The 15,475-nt window shown below is 67.5% G+C and carries 12 protein-coding genes; 9 read left to right on the top strand and 3 right to left on the bottom strand.

Annotation, left to right across the window (positions count from 1 at the left end):
• Positions 1 to 22 precede the first annotated feature (22 nt).
• Positions 23 to 232 carry a DUF2061 domain-containing protein gene (locus CHB86_RS07955; RefSeq protein WP_089232456.1) on the bottom strand — a complete coding sequence of 70 codons (210 nt, stop codon included), beginning with the start codon at positions 230 to 232 and terminating at the stop codon, positions 23 to 25.
• 120 nt (positions 233 to 352) lie between these two features.
• Between CHB86_RS07955 and CHB86_RS07950 the strand changes: the two genes are divergently transcribed.
• From CHB86_RS07950 to CHB86_RS07935, 4 genes are all read left to right on the top strand, one after another.
• Positions 353 to 1,207: a helix-turn-helix domain-containing protein gene (locus CHB86_RS07950; RefSeq protein ID WP_089232455.1), complete on the top strand. Its 855-nt coding sequence runs from the start codon at positions 353 to 355 to the stop codon at positions 1,205 to 1,207.
• A gap of 51 nt (positions 1,208 to 1,258) precedes the next feature.
• A complete protein-coding gene (locus CHB86_RS07945) occupies positions 1,259 to 1,993 on the top strand; it encodes a glutamine amidotransferase (protein ID WP_089232454.1) in 735 nt (244 codons plus the stop codon).
• A 123-nt stretch (positions 1,994 to 2,116) separates the two neighbouring features.
• Positions 2,117 to 3,220, top strand: a complete 1,104-nt coding sequence (gene folE2, locus CHB86_RS07940; protein ID WP_089232453.1) for a GTP cyclohydrolase FolE2 — start codon at positions 2,117 to 2,119, stop codon at positions 3,218 to 3,220.
• Positions 3,221 to 3,392: 172 nt separating this feature from the next.
• Complete coding sequence (locus tag CHB86_RS07935) at positions 3,393 to 4,841, top strand: TrkH family potassium uptake protein (protein ID WP_089232613.1); 1,449 nt, start codon at positions 3,393 to 3,395, stop codon at positions 4,839 to 4,841.
• Positions 4,842 to 4,871: 30 nt separating this feature from the next.
• On the opposite strand, the gene CHB86_RS07930 is transcribed toward CHB86_RS07935, so the two are convergent.
• Positions 4,872 to 6,626, bottom strand: coding sequence for a serine protease (locus tag CHB86_RS07930; protein ID WP_089232612.1), 1,755 nt, complete (start codon positions 6,624 to 6,626; stop codon positions 4,872 to 4,874).
• A gap of 250 nt (positions 6,627 to 6,876) precedes the next feature.
• Here CHB86_RS07930 and CHB86_RS07925 point away from each other — a divergent pair, with 250 nt between their 5' ends.
• Entirely contained in the window at positions 6,877 to 7,806 is a 930-nt protein-coding gene (locus CHB86_RS07925; protein WP_089232452.1) for a glycine--tRNA ligase subunit alpha, read from the top strand.
• Between the two features lie 32 nt (positions 7,807 to 7,838).
• Here CHB86_RS07925 and CHB86_RS07920 read toward each other — a convergent pair whose 3' ends face one another.
• Entirely contained in the window at positions 7,839 to 8,474 is a 636-nt protein-coding gene (locus CHB86_RS07920; protein WP_089232451.1) for a MarC family protein, read from the bottom strand.
• Positions 8,475 to 8,566: 92 nt separating this feature from the next.
• Between CHB86_RS07920 and CHB86_RS07915 the strand changes: the two genes are divergently transcribed.
• From CHB86_RS07915 to CHB86_RS07900, 4 genes are read left to right on the top strand one after another with little or no spacing between them, the layout of a single operon-like run.
• Positions 8,567 to 9,034, top strand: a complete 468-nt coding sequence (locus CHB86_RS07915) for a DUF6446 family protein (RefSeq protein ID WP_089232450.1) — start codon at positions 8,567 to 8,569, stop codon at positions 9,032 to 9,034.
• A complete protein-coding gene (gene gltS, locus CHB86_RS07910; protein WP_089232449.1) occupies positions 9,031 to 10,242 on the top strand; it encodes a sodium/glutamate symporter in 1,212 nt (403 codons plus the stop codon). Before CHB86_RS07915 ends, gltS begins: the two co-directional genes overlap by 4 nt.
• A gap of 9 nt (positions 10,243 to 10,251) precedes the next feature.
• A complete protein-coding gene (gene glyS, locus CHB86_RS07905) occupies positions 10,252 to 12,471 on the top strand; it encodes a glycine--tRNA ligase subunit beta (RefSeq protein ID WP_089232448.1) in 2,220 nt (739 codons plus the stop codon).
• Positions 12,472 to 12,520: 49 nt separating this feature from the next.
• Positions 12,521 to 15,163 carry a putative PEP-binding protein gene (locus tag CHB86_RS07900; protein ID WP_089232447.1) on the top strand — a complete coding sequence of 881 codons (2,643 nt, stop codon included), beginning with the start codon at positions 12,521 to 12,523 and terminating at the stop codon, positions 15,161 to 15,163.
• Positions 15,164 to 15,475: the final 312 nt, after the last annotated feature.

The raw sequence follows: 15,475 nt of genomic DNA, 5'->3' as shown, positions 1-15,475 counted from the left end.
CGCCTGACCTCACGGGCCGGCGTCAGAGCGGACGGCGGCCCCAGCGGATGCGGGCCCATACACGTTCGTGCAGCACATAGGTCAGCATCCCGCAGGCCGCGCCCGCCAGCGCGATGGCGCCGCCGGTGGCAACCGATCCGGTGATGGCCCAGGTGATCAGGGTCATCACGACGAGCCCGAGGATCTGCCAGGTGGTTGCCTTGACGATGCTGCGCAGTGCTGTCTCTCCCATGCCTCTCTCCAAAACCGTTTCTGTTTCGGCACTTATCGCGCCCTGGGACGGGGAGGGGAATTTCGGGAATTCTCTTTCTTTTGCCTGCATTGGTGATAAATATCACCTTCAATGACAAGAATGGACAAGCGCGAACGGGCCGAGCTGTTTCGGCAACGGCTGACCGGGCAGATGATCGCGGCGGGTATAAACCGCAGCGAGCTGGCGCGGTCGGCCGGGGTGGACCGGTCCACCGTGGCGCAACTGCTGGCCGACGGAACCGCGCGGCTGCCAAATGCGCACCTCGCGGCGGAATGCGCCCGGGCGCTCGGTGTCTCGTCCGATTGGCTCCTCGGGCTGGCCGACCGGCCGGAGCGGTCCGGCGATCTGCTGGCCTCGGCGATGACGGTGACCGAGGCGGCGCGCAGCACCGCTGACGCGCAGCTGCACGACTGGCACCGGGAAGCGGCCGGCGCAAAGATCCGCCATGTCCCGGCGACGCTGCCCGATGTGCTCAAGACCGAGGCCATGCTGACCTGGGAATACAGCCACGCCCTCAGCCGCACCGCCGAACAGGCGATCGGGGCCTCGCAGGACCGTCTCGGCCTGCTGGACGATCACCTGACCGACTACGAGATCGCGCTGTCTATGGGGGAACTCCGTGCCTTTGCCGCGGGCGAGGGCTATTACAGCGGGCTCGACGTCGAGATTCGGCGGGAGCAGATCGAGGCCATGATCCGGGCGACGCGAGATCTCTATCCGGGCCTCCGGCTGTTTCTCTACGACGCCCGTAGGGTGTTCAGCGCTCCGGTGACGGTTTTCGGCAGCTTCCTCGGGGTGATCTATGTCGGCCGATTCTACCTCGCCTTCCGCTCGCGGGAGCGGGTGCGGTCGCTGGCGGAGCATTTCGACTGGCTGGTCCGCGAGGCCGAGGTGGACGCGCGCGACGTGCCGGAATGGCTTGAGGCGCTGGCCTCGGGCATCCGCGCGGCTTGACCTCGCGGCCGCTGGTGCGGCAGATGCGGGGGCGAACGAGGACCCGAGCCGATGAAACCCTTCCTGATCCTGCAATTGCGCCCCGAACCTGAGGCGTCGGACAACGAGTACCAGGCCTTTCTGGAGAAGGGCGGTCTTTCGGTGGCCGAAACGCACCGCATTCGCCTGGAGCGGGAAGAGGTGCCGGAGGATCTGGACCTCACGGCGTATGCCGGGGTGATCGTCGGCGGCGGGCCGGGCTGCGTTTCCGACCCGGACGAGACCAAGCCGGTGATCGAGCGGCATATCGAGGCCGAGATCCTCGGGCTCATGCCGCAGATCACGGCGCAGGACATCCCGTTCATGGGCTGCTGTTACGGCATCGGCATCCTCGCGCATCATCTTGGCGGCAAGGTCTCCAAGGAGCGCTATGGCGAGGACGTGGGGGCGGTGGCCTGCGAGGTCATGCCGGAGGGGCAGGGCGATCCGGTGCTTGCCGGTCTGCCGGAACGGTTCAACGCGCTGGTCGGCCACAAGGAGGCGGTTCAGGCCCTGCCGCCGGGCTGTGTCCACCTGCTGAGGTCGGACCCGTGCCCGTTCCAGATGATCCGGCATGGCCGGAACGTCTATGCCACGCAGTTTCACCCCGAGGCCGATGGCGCCGTATTTGCTCTGCGGATCGAGATCTACAAGGAGCGGGGGTATTTTCCGCCGCAGGAGGCACAGGCGCTCAAGGACCGCGTCCTTGCCAGCGACGTGGATCTCGCGCCGATCATCCTGCGCAATTTCGTGGACCGGTATCGGTGATCTCGGCATCCCGAAGTGATCCGCATCGCGACCGCGTGCGTATTATTCCGTGATCTGCACTGGACAAACCGGCCGCTGATACCGACCTTGGGTGAGCGCCGGACAAACCCGCGGGGGGCCGAGATGAACTATATTACCGCCGATTTCGACAGGGATCCGACACGCGAGGACGCGCGCCGGGCGCTGGAAATCCTGCGCCAATGGGCGGACGCGGCCTCCGATGTCGAGATCTCCGATCTCGATCCTGCCGTTGTCCGGCTGAAAGCGGGCGGCGCGGTGGACGCCTATCCGGACCTCAGCCGCAGCTACCCGGCCGATTTCGAAGCGGACGCGGCCTACAAGGCAGGCATGCCCGACCTTCAGAACGGTCCCGAGAGCCTGATCCGCGGCGCCCGCCGGCAGATCCAACACGTGGGGATCTCGAACTTCCGCCTGCCGATCCGGTTCCACAGCCGCGAAGGGGCCGACGTCGCGCTTGATACGTCGGTGACCGGTTCGGTCAGCCTCGATGCCGACAAGAAGGGCATCAACATGTCGCGCATCATGCGGAGCTTCTACCGTTCCGCCGAGCGCACGTTCAGCTTCGAGGTGATCGAGGAGACGCTGGAAGCCTACAAGAGCGACCTCGAGAGCTTTGACGCTCGGATCATCATGCGCTTCGCCTTCCCGATGAAGGTGCAGTCGCTGCGCTCCGGCCTCGAAGGCTACCAATACTACGACATGGCGCTCGAGGTGGTGGACCGCGACGGCGTGCGCACCAAGATCCTGCATCTCGACTACGTTTACTCTTCGACCTGCCCCTGTTCCCTGGAACTGTCGGAACACGCCCGCCGGACCCGCGGGCAACTTGCGACGCCGCATTCGCAGCGCTCCGTGGCGAGGATCTCGATGGTGGTGGACCCGGAAGCCGGCTGCCTGTGGTTCGAGGACATCGTCGAGATGTGCCGCCGGGCGGTGCCGACCGAGACGCAGGTGATGGTCAAGCGCGAGGACGAACAGGCCTTTGCCGAACTGAACGCGGCGAATCCGATCTTCGTCGAGGACGCGGCGCGGCTGTTCGCCGAGGCGCTGCAGGCCGATGCACGGATCGGCGATTTCCGGGTGGTGGCGAGCCACCAGGAGAGCCTGCACAGCCATGATGCGATCAGCGTGCTGACAGAGGGGCCGACGTTCGACGGCGTCGGGCTGGAGCCGCATCTCTTCACCAGCATGATCCACGCCCGCTAGGGGGCGCCAACGTCGGCAGGCGGGCGGTTTGTACCTCGCGTGCGAGGGTTGACCGGGCTTGCACCCGGGGCTGCTTCACAATGGAGCAATCGGTGCGGGTGCAGCATCGGACCTAGCGGCAAGGTGCTTGGGGCGCTTGACAGTCGCGATGCCACGCGCCAACGCTGCGGCCATGTTGGACATTCGCCCTGTGGGATATGTCATCGGCCTGCTGGTGGCCACGCTCGGGGTGACGATGCTGTTGCCGCTGGGGCTCGACCTCGTGGCGGGCAACGGGCATTGGCCGGCGTTTGCCGAAAGCGCGATCCTGACCATCCTGACCGGCGGGCTCGTGGCCCTGGCCTGCCGAAACGCCGTTCAGGAGGGGCTGAGTTTGCGCCAGACCTTCCTGCTGACGACGGGGGTCTGGGCGGCCGCGCCGCTCTTCGGTGCGCTGCCCTTCATGCTGGGCGCGACCGACGCGACCTTCACCGATGCCTATTTCGAGGCGATGTCGGGGCTGACGACCACCGGCGCCACGGTGTTTTCCGGTCTCGATCACCTGCCGCAGGGGCTCTTGCTGTGGCGGTCGCTGCTGCAATGGCTGGGCGGTATCGGGGTGATCGTGATGGCCATGGTCTTCCTGCCCGAGCTCCGGGTCGGCGGGATGCAGATATTCCGCTCCGAGGCCTTCGATACCTTGGGCAAGATCCTTCCCCGGGCGGCCGAGATCGCCGCGCAGATCACCTGGATCTACGTGGCCCTGACGATCTTTGCGATCGTGGGCTATCTCGCGCTCGGCATGAACTTCTTCGATGCGTCGAACCATGCGCTGACCTCGGTTTCGACCGGAGGCTTCTCCACCCGCGATGCCTCCTTCGGGGCGTTTCAGGGGGCGCCGGAATACTTCGCCTCGCTGCTGATGCTCCTCGCGAGCCTTCCCTTCGTCCGTTACATCCAGCTGCTTGCCGGCACCGCGCGGCCAATTCTGCGCGACACACAAATCCGCACTTACCTGGCGGTGATCATCGTCGTCGCGGTGACGCTGGCGCTGTTCCAGGTGTTTTACGACCGGCGCGGGCTGGAGCCGAGCATTCGCGAGGCGCTGTTCAACGTGACCTCGATCATCTCCGGTACCGGCTATGCGAGCGTCGACTACCAGGAATGGGGCGCCTTCGCCGCTACGGTTTTCTTCTTTCTCGGGCTGGTCGGCGGCTGCGCCGGCTCGACCGCCTGTTCGGTCAAGATCTTCCGCTACCAGCTCCTGTTCGGAGCGATCGTGCAGCAGATCCGCCTGCTGCACTCGCCACGCGGCATCTTTCCATTGCGCTACGGCGGGCGGGAAGTGGATGTCTCCACGCTGAGTTCGGTGATGTCGTTCTTCGTGCTGTTCACGGTGTCGCTGGGCGGCTTTTCCGTGGCGCTGGCGATGACCGGGCTCGATTTCACGACCTCGGTGTCGGGCGCCGGGGCGACGCTCGGCAACATCGGCCCGGGGCTGGGCGAGATCATCGGCCCCTCGGGCAACTTCTCCAGCCTGAACGCCACCGCGAAGTGGATTCTCTCGGCGGCTATGCTGGTCGGGCGGCTGGAATTGCTGGCGGTCTACGCGCTCTTCACGGTGACCTTCTGGCGCAAGTGAAGCCCGCGGCCGGAGCCGCGGGGTACAGGCTCAGTTCCAGCAGCTGACCCGGACCGTGAGGTCGCCAGCCAGCGTCGTGAGGTCTTCGGGCGGCAGGGCGGCGTCGCGGTCGGAGGCGCGCAGCGCGACGCCGGCCCCGTCCAGAAACTCCGCAATCGCCGGCACATCGACAGCGAAGTTCACATCGGGGGGCAATTGCCGTCCGTCGCTGTCGGAGCGGGCGCGCAGCATGCCGATAATCGCTCCGGTGCCGTCGAAAACCGGCCCGCCCGCGTCGCCGGGGCGGGATTCGAGCGACAGGCGGTCGAGATCGTCCTCGCCCTGCAGGCCGCGGATATCGGCCAGCGTGCCATAGGTCATCACCGGCAGGTCGAGCACGTCCCCGAAGGAGAACCCGGCGAGCGCAACCTCGGAGTTCAGGCGCGGGACGTCGGATCGGAACTCGGCGACGGCGATCGGTGCGAGCGGCTCGCGCGGCTTGAGCAGGGCGAGGCCAAGGCGGTCGTCGCGGGCGGTGATCTCGGCCTCGGCCTCCTCGCCAAGGGTCAGGCGGCTGCACTGGGCGAGCACATCGGTCGTGGTCAGCACGGACCCGGCCGCGTCGATGTAGAAGCCGCTGCGGCTGCGTTCCGGCCGCCGGATCTCGAGGCCCGACATCAGGTCGATCCGCTGGTCGGCGCCGTCGCCGCTCAGGGCGGTGTCGGGCAGGACGGTGCCCTGGATCGGCGTGAAGCTGTCGCGCATGGTCTGGACGACGCGTTGCATGAGCTTGTCCTGGGCCGGGGGCCAGGCGACGGTGAACCCCTTGATCTCGCCGTCGGAGAGCTGGGCATAGGTGTGGGAGCTCAGGGTATCGGACTGGCCCGTCAGCACGAAGCTCCTCTGCTGGCGCTCGCGAAAGCCGCTCGGCGGGACGATGTTGAGCGTCTGCATGATGTCGTAGAGACCGAACAGCGTCGCCTCGTCGCCCGACTGGCTGATCAGCACGACGCGGATGCCGTCATCGTCGCTGCTGTCGTAGTGCACAAAGGGCGCTTCGGTCTCGCCGTACTCGATCTTGCCGGTGGGCAGGATCATCTCGATCCCGGCGGTGTCGTCGCGGACGGAGGCGAGCGCGAGATCGGCAAAGACGCTGCGGTAGCCATCGACCAGTTCGCCGCGCTGGCGGGTGGTGAGCACGCCAGACGGCTCGTGGCCCCTGGCGGATTGCCAGGCGGCCATGGCGTTGCGGGTTCCGGGGCCGAAGGCGCCGTCGATCCCGCCGGCATAGAAGCCCTCCCATTGCAGGGCTTCCTGCAGTTCCTGGCGCTCCGCCGGCAGCAGGCTGCGTTCGCCGGCCAGCGCCTCGCGCGGTGTCTCGTCGGGGATCACGGCCAGCACCTCGGGGCTCTCCGCCTCGGACTCGGGCTGGGCAGGCGGCGTTTCGGGCTGTGCGAGCGGCAGCGTGCCGGTGGTTCCGGGGCGGGGCGCCGCGCCGAGAAGGTCGGTGCCGACCGGCCAGAACTGCTGCACATAGGTGTCGGAGGTTACGATGTAGCTGTCCGCGGGGATCAACCCGTCGCGCTTGAGCGCGGCCAGCTCGGCCTCGGCGGTTGCCGCCGTGTAGGGGCCGAGCGCAACTGCGTACCAGGTCGTCCCGGTGCGGAAGCCGGCGACATTGGGAAGCGCACCGGCATAGGCGCGGGCCCTGTCCTGCGCCAGCGCCAGGGTGCGGACGGCCTCGATCTGGACCCACGCCGTGTCCTGCTGCGCCCGCGCGCCCGTCGCGACGATCCAGAATGACATGATCGAAAAAATCAAAAGAATGCGCTTCACTGCTCGGTTCCCCGGAAATTCGCCTGTTTCTGCCGACCACGCGGCGTTTCGCGGGAAAATAGCAGAGGCGCATGCGGGCGCACCTCAATTCTGGCTGAGCGGGCGGAGCGTGGCCGTCCTGCATCGCCGGCGGCCCGGGGTGCGATTGACCCTTGCCCGCCTGCCGCCTATTGAGGCGCGACACCGCCAAGTGCGACCGACAACCGAGCAGGGCCGAGCCATGACCGACACCACCCGACCGACCTGTTTCCAGGAGGTGATTCTGCGGCTGCAAACCTATTGGGCCGAGAAGGGATGCGCGATCCTCCAGCCGTATGACATGGAGGTCGGGGCGGGCACGTTCCACCCGGCGACGACGCTCAGGGCGCTCGGCAGCAATGCCTGGGCCGCCGCCTACGTGCAGCCCTCCCGCCGGCCCACCGACGGGCGCTACGGCGAGAACCCCAACCGGTTGCAGCACTATTACCAGTACCAGGTGCTCATCAAGCCGAGCCCGCCGGACCTGCAGGCGCTCTACCTCGGCTCGCTGGAGGCGATCGGCATCGACATGGCGCTGCATGACATCCGCTTCGTCGAGGATGACTGGGAAAGCCCCACGCTGGGCGCCTGGGGCCTCGGCTGGGAAGTCTGGTGCGACGGGATGGAGGTGAGCCAGTTCACCTATTTCCAGCAGGTCGGCGGGCATGATTGCAAGCCGGTCTCGGGCGAACTGACCTACGGGCTGGAGCGCCTTGCCATGTACGTGCTCGGCGTCGATCACGTGATGGACATGCCGTTCAACCGCCCCGACGCGCCGATCCCGCTGACCTATGGCGACGTGTTCCGGCAAACGGAGGCGGAATACAGCCGCTGGAACTTCGACGTGGCCGACACCGACGTGCTGCTCAAGCAGTTCGAGGAGGCCGAGGCCCATTGCGAGTACATTCTCTCGCACGGCGAGGTCGATCCCAAGACCGGCAAGCGCATCGTCATGGCGCATCCGGCCTATGACCAGTGCATCAAGGCCAGCCACCTGTTCAACCTGCTCGACGCGCGCGGGGTGATCTCGGTCACCGAGCGGCAGGCCTATATCGGGCGGGTGCGGGCGCTGGCAAAGCGCTGCGCCGATGCCTTCGTGCAGACCGAAGCCGGGGGGTGGGTCGCGCCGTGACCCGGCCTGCCGCCATCAGCCACCGGGCCGCGCTATTGCGCCAGCCCCGGCAGCAGGGCCTTGGCCCCGCTGAAGATCATGTCGATCGCGATGGCGGCCAGGATCATGCCCATGAGCCGGCTCATGATCACCCGCGCGGTGCCCGACAGGTGCCGGCCGAGACGGCCCGCCTGCGAGAAGACCAGCGCGACGGAGGCGACAACCACGGCGAAGACGCCGAAATAGAGCGCCCAGCCCGCCACGCCCTCCGCCTCTCCGGAGAAGAGGATCAGCGTGGTGATCGTGCCCGGTCCCATCATGATCGGAAAGGTCAACGGGTAGAAGGCGACCGCCGCCGCATCCGGGTAACCGGACTTTTCGCTGTCGGTCCCGTGGTGGGAACTGCTCTCGTCGCCCGAGAGCATGTTGAACCCGAACATCAGCACCACCAGCCCGCCGGCGACGCGCAGATCGTCGATCGAGATGCCGAAGAGCTTGAGGATCTGGGTGCCGGCAAGCGCTGCGGCGACCCCCATGACCGCGGTGAAGGTCGCGACCTTGAGCGCGATCTTCCGCTGGTCGGCCGGGCTGGCGCCCTCCGTCACGCTGAGGAAGACCGGCAGGTTGGTGACCGGGTTCATGATGGCGAAGAGCGCTCCGAAGAACTTGATGGCAAATCCGGCTTCCATGGATGTGGGCTCCCCAATGTCGCGGCCATGATCGGCCTAGCACGGGGCATCGCCCCGGGGAACCGCGCAGGGGCAGCCGGGACGGGGGCAACATGAGCGGCAAGATCATCGGGGGCGGAATCGTGGCAATCGCGCTTATTTTCGGGGCGCTGGTCTACTACCTGCAGGAATACTACTACTACGAGGAGGTCGCGGCCTCCCCGGAGGAGATCTCGCTGACCCTGATCGGCGGCGCTCCGGAGCCGATCCTTGCCGAGAACATCGAGGCGATCGACGCGACGTCCTCGCCGATCCGCTATCGCGCCTGCTTCACCACGCCGATGTCGCTGTCGATGCTGACCGAGACCTACGAGCCCTATGCCGAGGCCGTGCCGCTGGTCGGGCCGCGCTGGTTCGGGTGTTTCGACGCGCAGGAAGTGGGCGAGGCGCTGGAACGCGGCGAAGCCCTGGCCTTTCTCGGGCAGAAGGACGTGGCGAATGGCGTCGACCGGGTCGTCGCGATTTTTGAGGACGGGCGCGGCTATGTCTGGCACCAGGTCAACGAGGAGATCTCCAAATGATCGAGACCGTGACGATCAACGGCTTCGCCTCGGTGACGCTTGCCTTTCTCGTGTACCTGCTCGGAGCACAGCTGACCCGGAAAGTCGCCTTCCTGCGTGACTTCAACATCCCCGAGCCGGTGTCCGGCGGGTTGCTGGTCGCGCTCGCCACCATGCTGATCTACGGCCTGCTCGGGCGGGCCATCGCCTTCGATCTGGCCGCGCGGGACTACTTCCTGCTGGTCTTCTTCACCGGCATCGGGCTGAATGCGCGGCTTTCGGACCTGGCGCGCGGCGGGGTGCCCCTGGCGATCCTGCTGGTGCTGACCATCGTCTATGTCGTGCTGCAGAACCTCGTCGGCGTCGCGGGCGCGCGACTGTTCGAACTGCCGCCGGAATTCAGCGTGCTGCTCAGCTCGGCGGCGCTGATCGGCGGACACGGCACGGTGATCGCCTGGACACCCCGGATCGAGGAACTGACCGGCGGTGCGGCCGGGGTGAGCGAGCTCGGGGTCGCGGTGGCCACCATCGGCCTCGTCTGCGCGGCGCTGATCGGCGGGCCGATCGCGAAATACCTGATCAACCGGCACGGGCTGACGCCCGAGCGCCCGGAGGAAGAGAACACCATCGGCGTCGGCTTCGAGGACGAGGAGGTCGAGACGATCGACCACCTGTCCTTCATGCGCGTGATGCTCTGGGTGCACGTGACCATCGCCATCGGGATCTCTCTCTGGGAGGCGCTGAGCTATGCCGGGGTCGAACTGCCGCCTTTCGTGCCCTGCCTTCTGACCGGCATCGTGCTCGGCAACCTGATCCCCGCGGTGCTGCCGCGCGCGGTCGAGGTGCGCCGGACGCCGACGCTGGCCATGGTCTCCGATTTCGCGCTGGGCACCTTCCTTGCAATGTCGCTGATGAGCCTCCAGCTCTGGACCCTGCAGGGCATGGGGCTGGTGCTGCTGGTGGTGATGGGGGCGCAGGTGCTGCTCTCCGTCGTCTTCACGCTCTTCGTGCTTTTCCCCGCGATGGGGCGGGGCTATCGCGCGGCGGTGCTCGCCTCCGGCTTCGGCGGCGTCACGCTCGGCGCCACGCCCACCGCCATCGCCAACATGACCGCCGTGACCAAGCGCTACGGCCCCTCGCCGATGGCCTTCGTCATCCTGCCGCTCGTCTCGGCCTTCTTCGTGGATATCGTGAACAGTGTCGCGATCCAGTTCTTCCTGCCGCTCTGAGGACCAACCATGCCCGATCTTCTGATCGAACTCCTTTCCGAAGAAATCCCAGCCCGGATGCAGGCGCGCGCCAGCGCCGATCTGAAGAAGCTGGTGACCGACGGTCTGGTCGAGGCGGGGCTCACCTATGCCTCTGCCGAGGCCTTCGCGACGCCGCGCCGGCTGGCACTGACGGTCGAGGGGCTGAGCGCGGAGAGCCCGACCGTGACCGAGGAGCGCAAGGGGCCGCGGGTCGATGCGCCGGAAAAGGCGCTGGAGGGCTTCCTGCGTTCGACCGGGTTGACCCGCGACCAGCTCGAAGCGCGGGACGCGGGCAAGGGGCAGGTCTGGTTTGCCAGCATCACCAAGGCCGGCCGCCCGGCGGCCGAGATCGTGGCCGAGGTTCTGGAGAGCGCGATCCGCAACTTCCCCTGGCCCAAGTCCATGCGCTGGGGGGCGGGCAACCTGCGCTGGGTGCGGCCGCTGCACTCGATCCTCTGCACGCTGACCGACGAGGCCGGCACCAGCACCGTGCCGCTCGAGGTCGACGGGATTGCGGCCGCAGACACCACCGCGGGACACCGGTTCCTGGCCCCGGGCCGTTTCGCCGTGCGGGGCTTCGACGATTACGCGGCCGCGTTGAAGCGGGCGCATGTGATCCTCGATCCGAAGGAGCGGGCCGAGGCGATCTGGCATGACGCGACCAACATGGCGTTCGCGCGCGGGCTCGAGGTCGTCGAGGATCGCGGGCTGCTGGCGGAGGTGGCCGGGCTGGTCGAATGGCCGGTGGTTCTGATGGGCGAGATCGGCGCCGACTTCCTCGGCCTGCCGCCCGAAGTGCTCAAGACCTCGATGAAGGAGCATCAGAAGTTCTTCTCGGTGAGAAACCCGAAGAGCGGCCGGATCGAATGCTTCGTCACCGTCGCCAACATGGTGACCGAGGACAACGGCGCGACGATCCTCGCCGGCAACCAGAAGGTGCTCGCAGCCCGGCTGTCGGACGCGAAGTTCTTCTGGGAGAACGACCTGCGCATGGCGAAGGCCGGGATGGGCGACTGGCTCGACGCGCTCGACAACGTGACCTTCCACAACAAGCTGGGCTCCCAGAAGACCCGGATCGACCGGATCGCCGCGCTCGCGCGCGAGATCGCGCCGATGGTGGGGGCCGATCAGGCGCTTGCCGAAAAGGCCGCGCAAGTGGCCAAGGCCGACCTCTCCTCCGAGATGGTCTACGAATTCCCCGAGCTTCAGGGCAAGATGGGGCGTTATTACGCCGAGGCCGCGGGGCTGGCCCCGGAGGTCGCCGCCGCCGCGGAAGAGCATTACTCGCCGCTCGGCCCCTCGGACAGCGTGCCCACCGCGCCGGTCTCCGTCGCCGTGGCTCTGGCCGACAAGCTCGACACGCTGACCGGCTTCTGGGCGATCGACGAGAAGCCCACCGGCTCGAAGGACCCGTTCGCGCTCCGGCGCGCGGCGCTCGGCGTGATCCGCCTCGTGCTGACCAACGGCCTGCGGCTGAACCTCGACCGGCTGATCGACGCGCAGATCCTGCGCCACAAGATCGAGCCGGCCAGCGACCGCGAAGAGGCGCTCTGCAAGGCGCTGCTCGGCGAGATCGCGCATCACGGGGTCTTTGGCGGCGCGGTGCGGGCGATGATCGACCAGATCGAGGGCGATGCCCCGGAATGGATCGAGAAGGTCACCGAGCATTCGCCCGACACCAGCGACGACCTCGTCGGATTCTTCCACGACCGTCTCAAGGTGCACCTGCGCGACGAGGGGCTGCGACACGACGTGATCGACGCCTGCCTGTCCATGCCCAGCAGGGACGACCTTGCGCTGGTGGTGAAGCGGGCGCGGGCCCTGTCGGATTTCCTTGGCACCGAGGACGGGGAGAACCTGCTGCAGGGCTTCAAGCGGGCCAACAACATCCTGACCCAGGCCGAGGAGGCCGACGGGGTCTCCTACGAGTTCGGCCCCGACCGCAAGTTTGCCGAGAGCGACGAGGAGCGGGCGCTGTTCGACGCGCTGGACCGTGCGGAGGGGGCGATCTCTTCGGCCATCGAGGCCGAAGATTTCGCGTCGGCCATGGGGGCCATGGCCTCCCTGCGCGCTCCGATCGACGCATTCTTCGAGGCGGTCCAGGTCAATACCGACAACCAGATCGTGCGTCGCAACCGGCTGAACCTGCTGCACCGGATCCGGGAAATCTGCCTGCAGGCGGCCGACCTGACGCGTATCGAGGGCTGACGGAACGGGCCTGTCCGGCCCGCCGGCCGGGTGGGCCGCTGTTGCGCGAATGCCTGCAATCCGCGATGCTGCACGGCAGCGGTTGTGGCAGGGGGCGGCTCGGCTATCCTTGTGGTGCCGGCGCAATACGAAGGAATCGCCTGTGTTGAACCCGGGAGACCTCAAGGATTTCACGCTGATCACGCCCACGGCGGACGTGCGCACCGACACGCATGGCGGCCGGGCGAAATGCCTTCAGCGCCTGGTGCGGCTCGATATCCCGATCCCGCGCACCGTGGCGATCTCGTTCGGCGCGGTGCACAAGATTGCCGAAGGCGCGCGGCCGGACACGCCGCGGCTGCTCTCCGCCTTCGGGCGGACGCCGCTGGTCTCGGTGCGTCCGTCGAGCGCCGATCCCGACTGGGGCGGGCCCGGGGCCGTGCTCAACATCGGGATGAACAACGAGCGCTACGCGGAACTCTGCAAGACGATCGGCCGCGAGGCGGCCTCCGCACAATACGTCAAGTTTATCCAGGCCTATGCGATCGAGGTCGCGCGGCTCGACCCGGAGCCCTTCGAGGAGGCCGCGGAGGACGACGATCCGGTCCGAGCGGCGCTGGCGGCCTTCGAGATCGAGATGGACGAGCCCTTCCCGCAGGACCCCGCGGAGCAGATGCAGGAAGTGCTGCGCTCGATGGCGCGCGCCTGGGAAGGGGTGAGTGCCCGGCTGCTGCGGCAGGCGCGGGGCGCGCCGGTCGATGCCGGGCTGGGGTTGGTGGTGCAGGACATGGCGCCGGGGCTCGGCACCGGCGAAAGCGGCTCCGGGGTGATCCGGATGATCGACAAGGTGACCGGCGACCGCCAGATCACCGGTCGCTACAAGCGCAAGGGCCGATCAGGGCGCAAGCGCCAGGAGATGTTCCTTGCCGCCGATCCGCGCGGGGCCTCGATGGAGGAGGAGGCGCCTGAGCTCTTCGCGCAGCTGACGCGCATCCTCGACACCTGCCGGACGAACCTGCGCGAGGAGATGGAGATCAAGTTCACCGTCTCGCACGGCGAGCTGCGGGTGCTCGACGCGGTCAAGGTCGTCCGCAGCGCGCGGGCCGATGTGAAGGTCGCGGTGGCGCTGGCCGAGGACGGGATCATCTCGCCCGAGCAGGCGCTGCTGCGGGTGGAGCCGATGTCGCTGACCGAGTTGCTGCACACGCAGGTCGACCCGGAAGCGAAGCGGGACGTTATCCTCAAGGGCATTGCCGCCAGCCCCGGCGGCGCCACCGGGCGGCTGGTCTTCTCCTCCCGCGCCGCGCAGACCTCGGCCAGCCACGAGCTGCCCTGCATCCTGGTGCGGCGCGAAACGACGCCGGAGGATATCCGCGGCATGCATGCGGCGCAGGGTATCATCACCGAGCGCGGCGGCATGACCAGCCACGCCGCGGTGATTGCCCGCGGACTCGGGCTGCCCTGCATCGTGGGCGCGTCGCGGATGCGGATTTCACGCCGCGAGAAGACCGTGACCACCGCCGATGGGCGCGTGTTCCACGAGGGCGACATCGTCACCGTGGATGGCACAACGGGCGAGGCGCTGGCCGGGGCGGTGCCGATGCTGGAACCGGCGCTCGACCGGCCGTTCCGGACGCTCATGCGATGGGCCGACGAGGTGCGCGACATCGGCATCCGTGCCAACGCGGACACGCCCGACGACGCGCGCATGGCCGAGACCTTCGAGGCCGACGGGATCGGCCTCTGCCGCACCGAGCACATGTTCTTTGAGCCCGCCCGCCTGACGGTGATGCGGGAGATGATCTTTGCCGACAGCGAGGTCGACCGGCAGGCGGCGCTGGATCGCCTGCTGCCGATGCAGCGCGAGGATTTCGTGGAGCTGTTCCGGATCATGGCGGGCCAACCTGTCTGCATCCGCCTGTTCGACCCGCCGTTGCACGAGTTCCTTCCGTCCGATCGCGAGGGCCTCATGGCGCTGGCGGAATCCCTCGACCTGCCGCTGAGCGACGTCACCCGGCGCGTCGACGCATTGTCGGAGTTCAACCCGATGCTCGGCATGCGCGGCGTGCGGCTCGGCGTCACCATGCCCGAGATCTACGACATGCAGGTCCGCGCGATCTTCGAGGCCACGGTTGAGGCGAGCCGGCAGGCCGGCGCCGCGGTGGTGCCGGAGGTGATGATCCCGCTGGTTTCGGCCAAGCGCGAGGTGGAACTGGTCAAGGCGCGGATCGACTCCGTGGCCGCCTCGGTGCGTGTTGAGACGGGGCAGGGCTTCGACTACCGGCTCGGCGTGATGGTCGAAACGCCCCGCGCGGCGCTGCGGGCGGGCGAGATCGCGGGCTACGCCGCCTTTCTCAGCTTCGGCACCAACGACCTGACGCAGATGACCTACGGGCTGTCCCGCGACGACGCCGGGCGCTTCATGGGAACATACGTCAGCAATGGCGTGTTCCACGAAGACCCGTTCCACTCGCTCGATCGCGACGGCGTCGGGGAGCTGCTGCTGATCGGCGCGGAGCGCGGGCGGGAGACCCGCAGGGACGTCGTTCTGTCGGTCTGCGGCGAGCATGGCGGCGATCCGGACACCATCGGATTCTGCCGGGACGCGGGCTTCGACTACGTGTCCTGTTCGCCCTTCCGGGTGCCCGTCGCGCGACTCGCTGCGGCGCATCTGGCGCTTCAACCGCCGGGAGTGCCAGACTCAGAAGATTGAAAACGCGCAGTTTTCTGCCGATTTCTGGCGGAAATCCGCCCAGATCCGTCACATTTTGGCCACGATTCTGCCGTTGGGTCAGCTTCCCTGCCGATTCGGGCGGATTGTGGCATTTACACCCGAAGCCGTCGTGCGCTATCGCCCCCGACGGCTCGACGTGGCCAGACGCGTCGCTGGGTGGGAAAGTCTTATGTCGTTTTTGCGTGCAACCGTTCTGTCTCTTGTTTTCGGTATTTCGCTCTCCGGTGCAGCACAAGCCGAAGTCCGTCTGTCGACCTCCACGGACCCGTCAGGGTCTGGGGCTGACCGGCT

The sequence above is a fragment of the Tropicimonas sediminicola genome, assembly GCF_900188335.1.
Taxonomy (GTDB): domain Bacteria; phylum Pseudomonadota; class Alphaproteobacteria; order Rhodobacterales; family Rhodobacteraceae; genus Tropicimonas; species Tropicimonas sediminicola.
Note: the sequence above shows the minus strand (reverse complement) of the source record. Positions and strands in the feature narration are given on the sequence as shown.

What these genes read in the sequence shown, in the direction of transcription:
- CHB86_RS07955 (WP_089232456.1), bottom strand. Translation starts at nt 232, where the DNA reads ATGGGAGAGACAGCACTGCGCAGCATCGTCAAGGCAACCACCTGGCAG.
- CHB86_RS07950 (WP_089232455.1), top strand. Translation starts at nt 353, where the DNA reads ATGGACAAGCGCGAACGGGCCGAGCTGTTTCGGCAACGGCTGACCGGG.
- CHB86_RS07945 (WP_089232454.1), top strand. Translation starts at nt 1,259, where the DNA reads ATGAAACCCTTCCTGATCCTGCAATTGCGCCCCGAACCTGAGGCGTCG.
- folE2 (WP_089232453.1), top strand. Translation starts at nt 2,117, where the DNA reads ATGAACTATATTACCGCCGATTTCGACAGGGATCCGACACGCGAGGAC.
- CHB86_RS07935 (WP_089232613.1), top strand. Translation starts at nt 3,393, where the DNA reads ATGTTGGACATTCGCCCTGTGGGATATGTCATCGGCCTGCTGGTGGCC.
- CHB86_RS07930 (WP_089232612.1), bottom strand. Translation starts at nt 6,626, where the DNA reads ATGTCATTCTGGATCGTCGCGACGGGCGCGCGGGCGCAGCAGGACACG.
- CHB86_RS07925 (WP_089232452.1), top strand. Translation starts at nt 6,877, where the DNA reads ATGACCGACACCACCCGACCGACCTGTTTCCAGGAGGTGATTCTGCGG.
- CHB86_RS07920 (WP_089232451.1), bottom strand. Translation starts at nt 8,474, where the DNA reads ATGGAAGCCGGATTTGCCATCAAGTTCTTCGGAGCGCTCTTCGCCATC.
- CHB86_RS07915 (WP_089232450.1), top strand. Translation starts at nt 8,567, where the DNA reads ATGAGCGGCAAGATCATCGGGGGCGGAATCGTGGCAATCGCGCTTATT.
- gltS (WP_089232449.1), top strand. Translation starts at nt 9,031, where the DNA reads ATGATCGAGACCGTGACGATCAACGGCTTCGCCTCGGTGACGCTTGCC.
- glyS (WP_089232448.1), top strand. Translation starts at nt 10,252, where the DNA reads ATGCCCGATCTTCTGATCGAACTCCTTTCCGAAGAAATCCCAGCCCGG.
- CHB86_RS07900 (WP_089232447.1), top strand. Translation starts at nt 12,521, where the DNA reads ATGCCTGCAATCCGCGATGCTGCACGGCAGCGGTTGTGGCAGGGGGCG.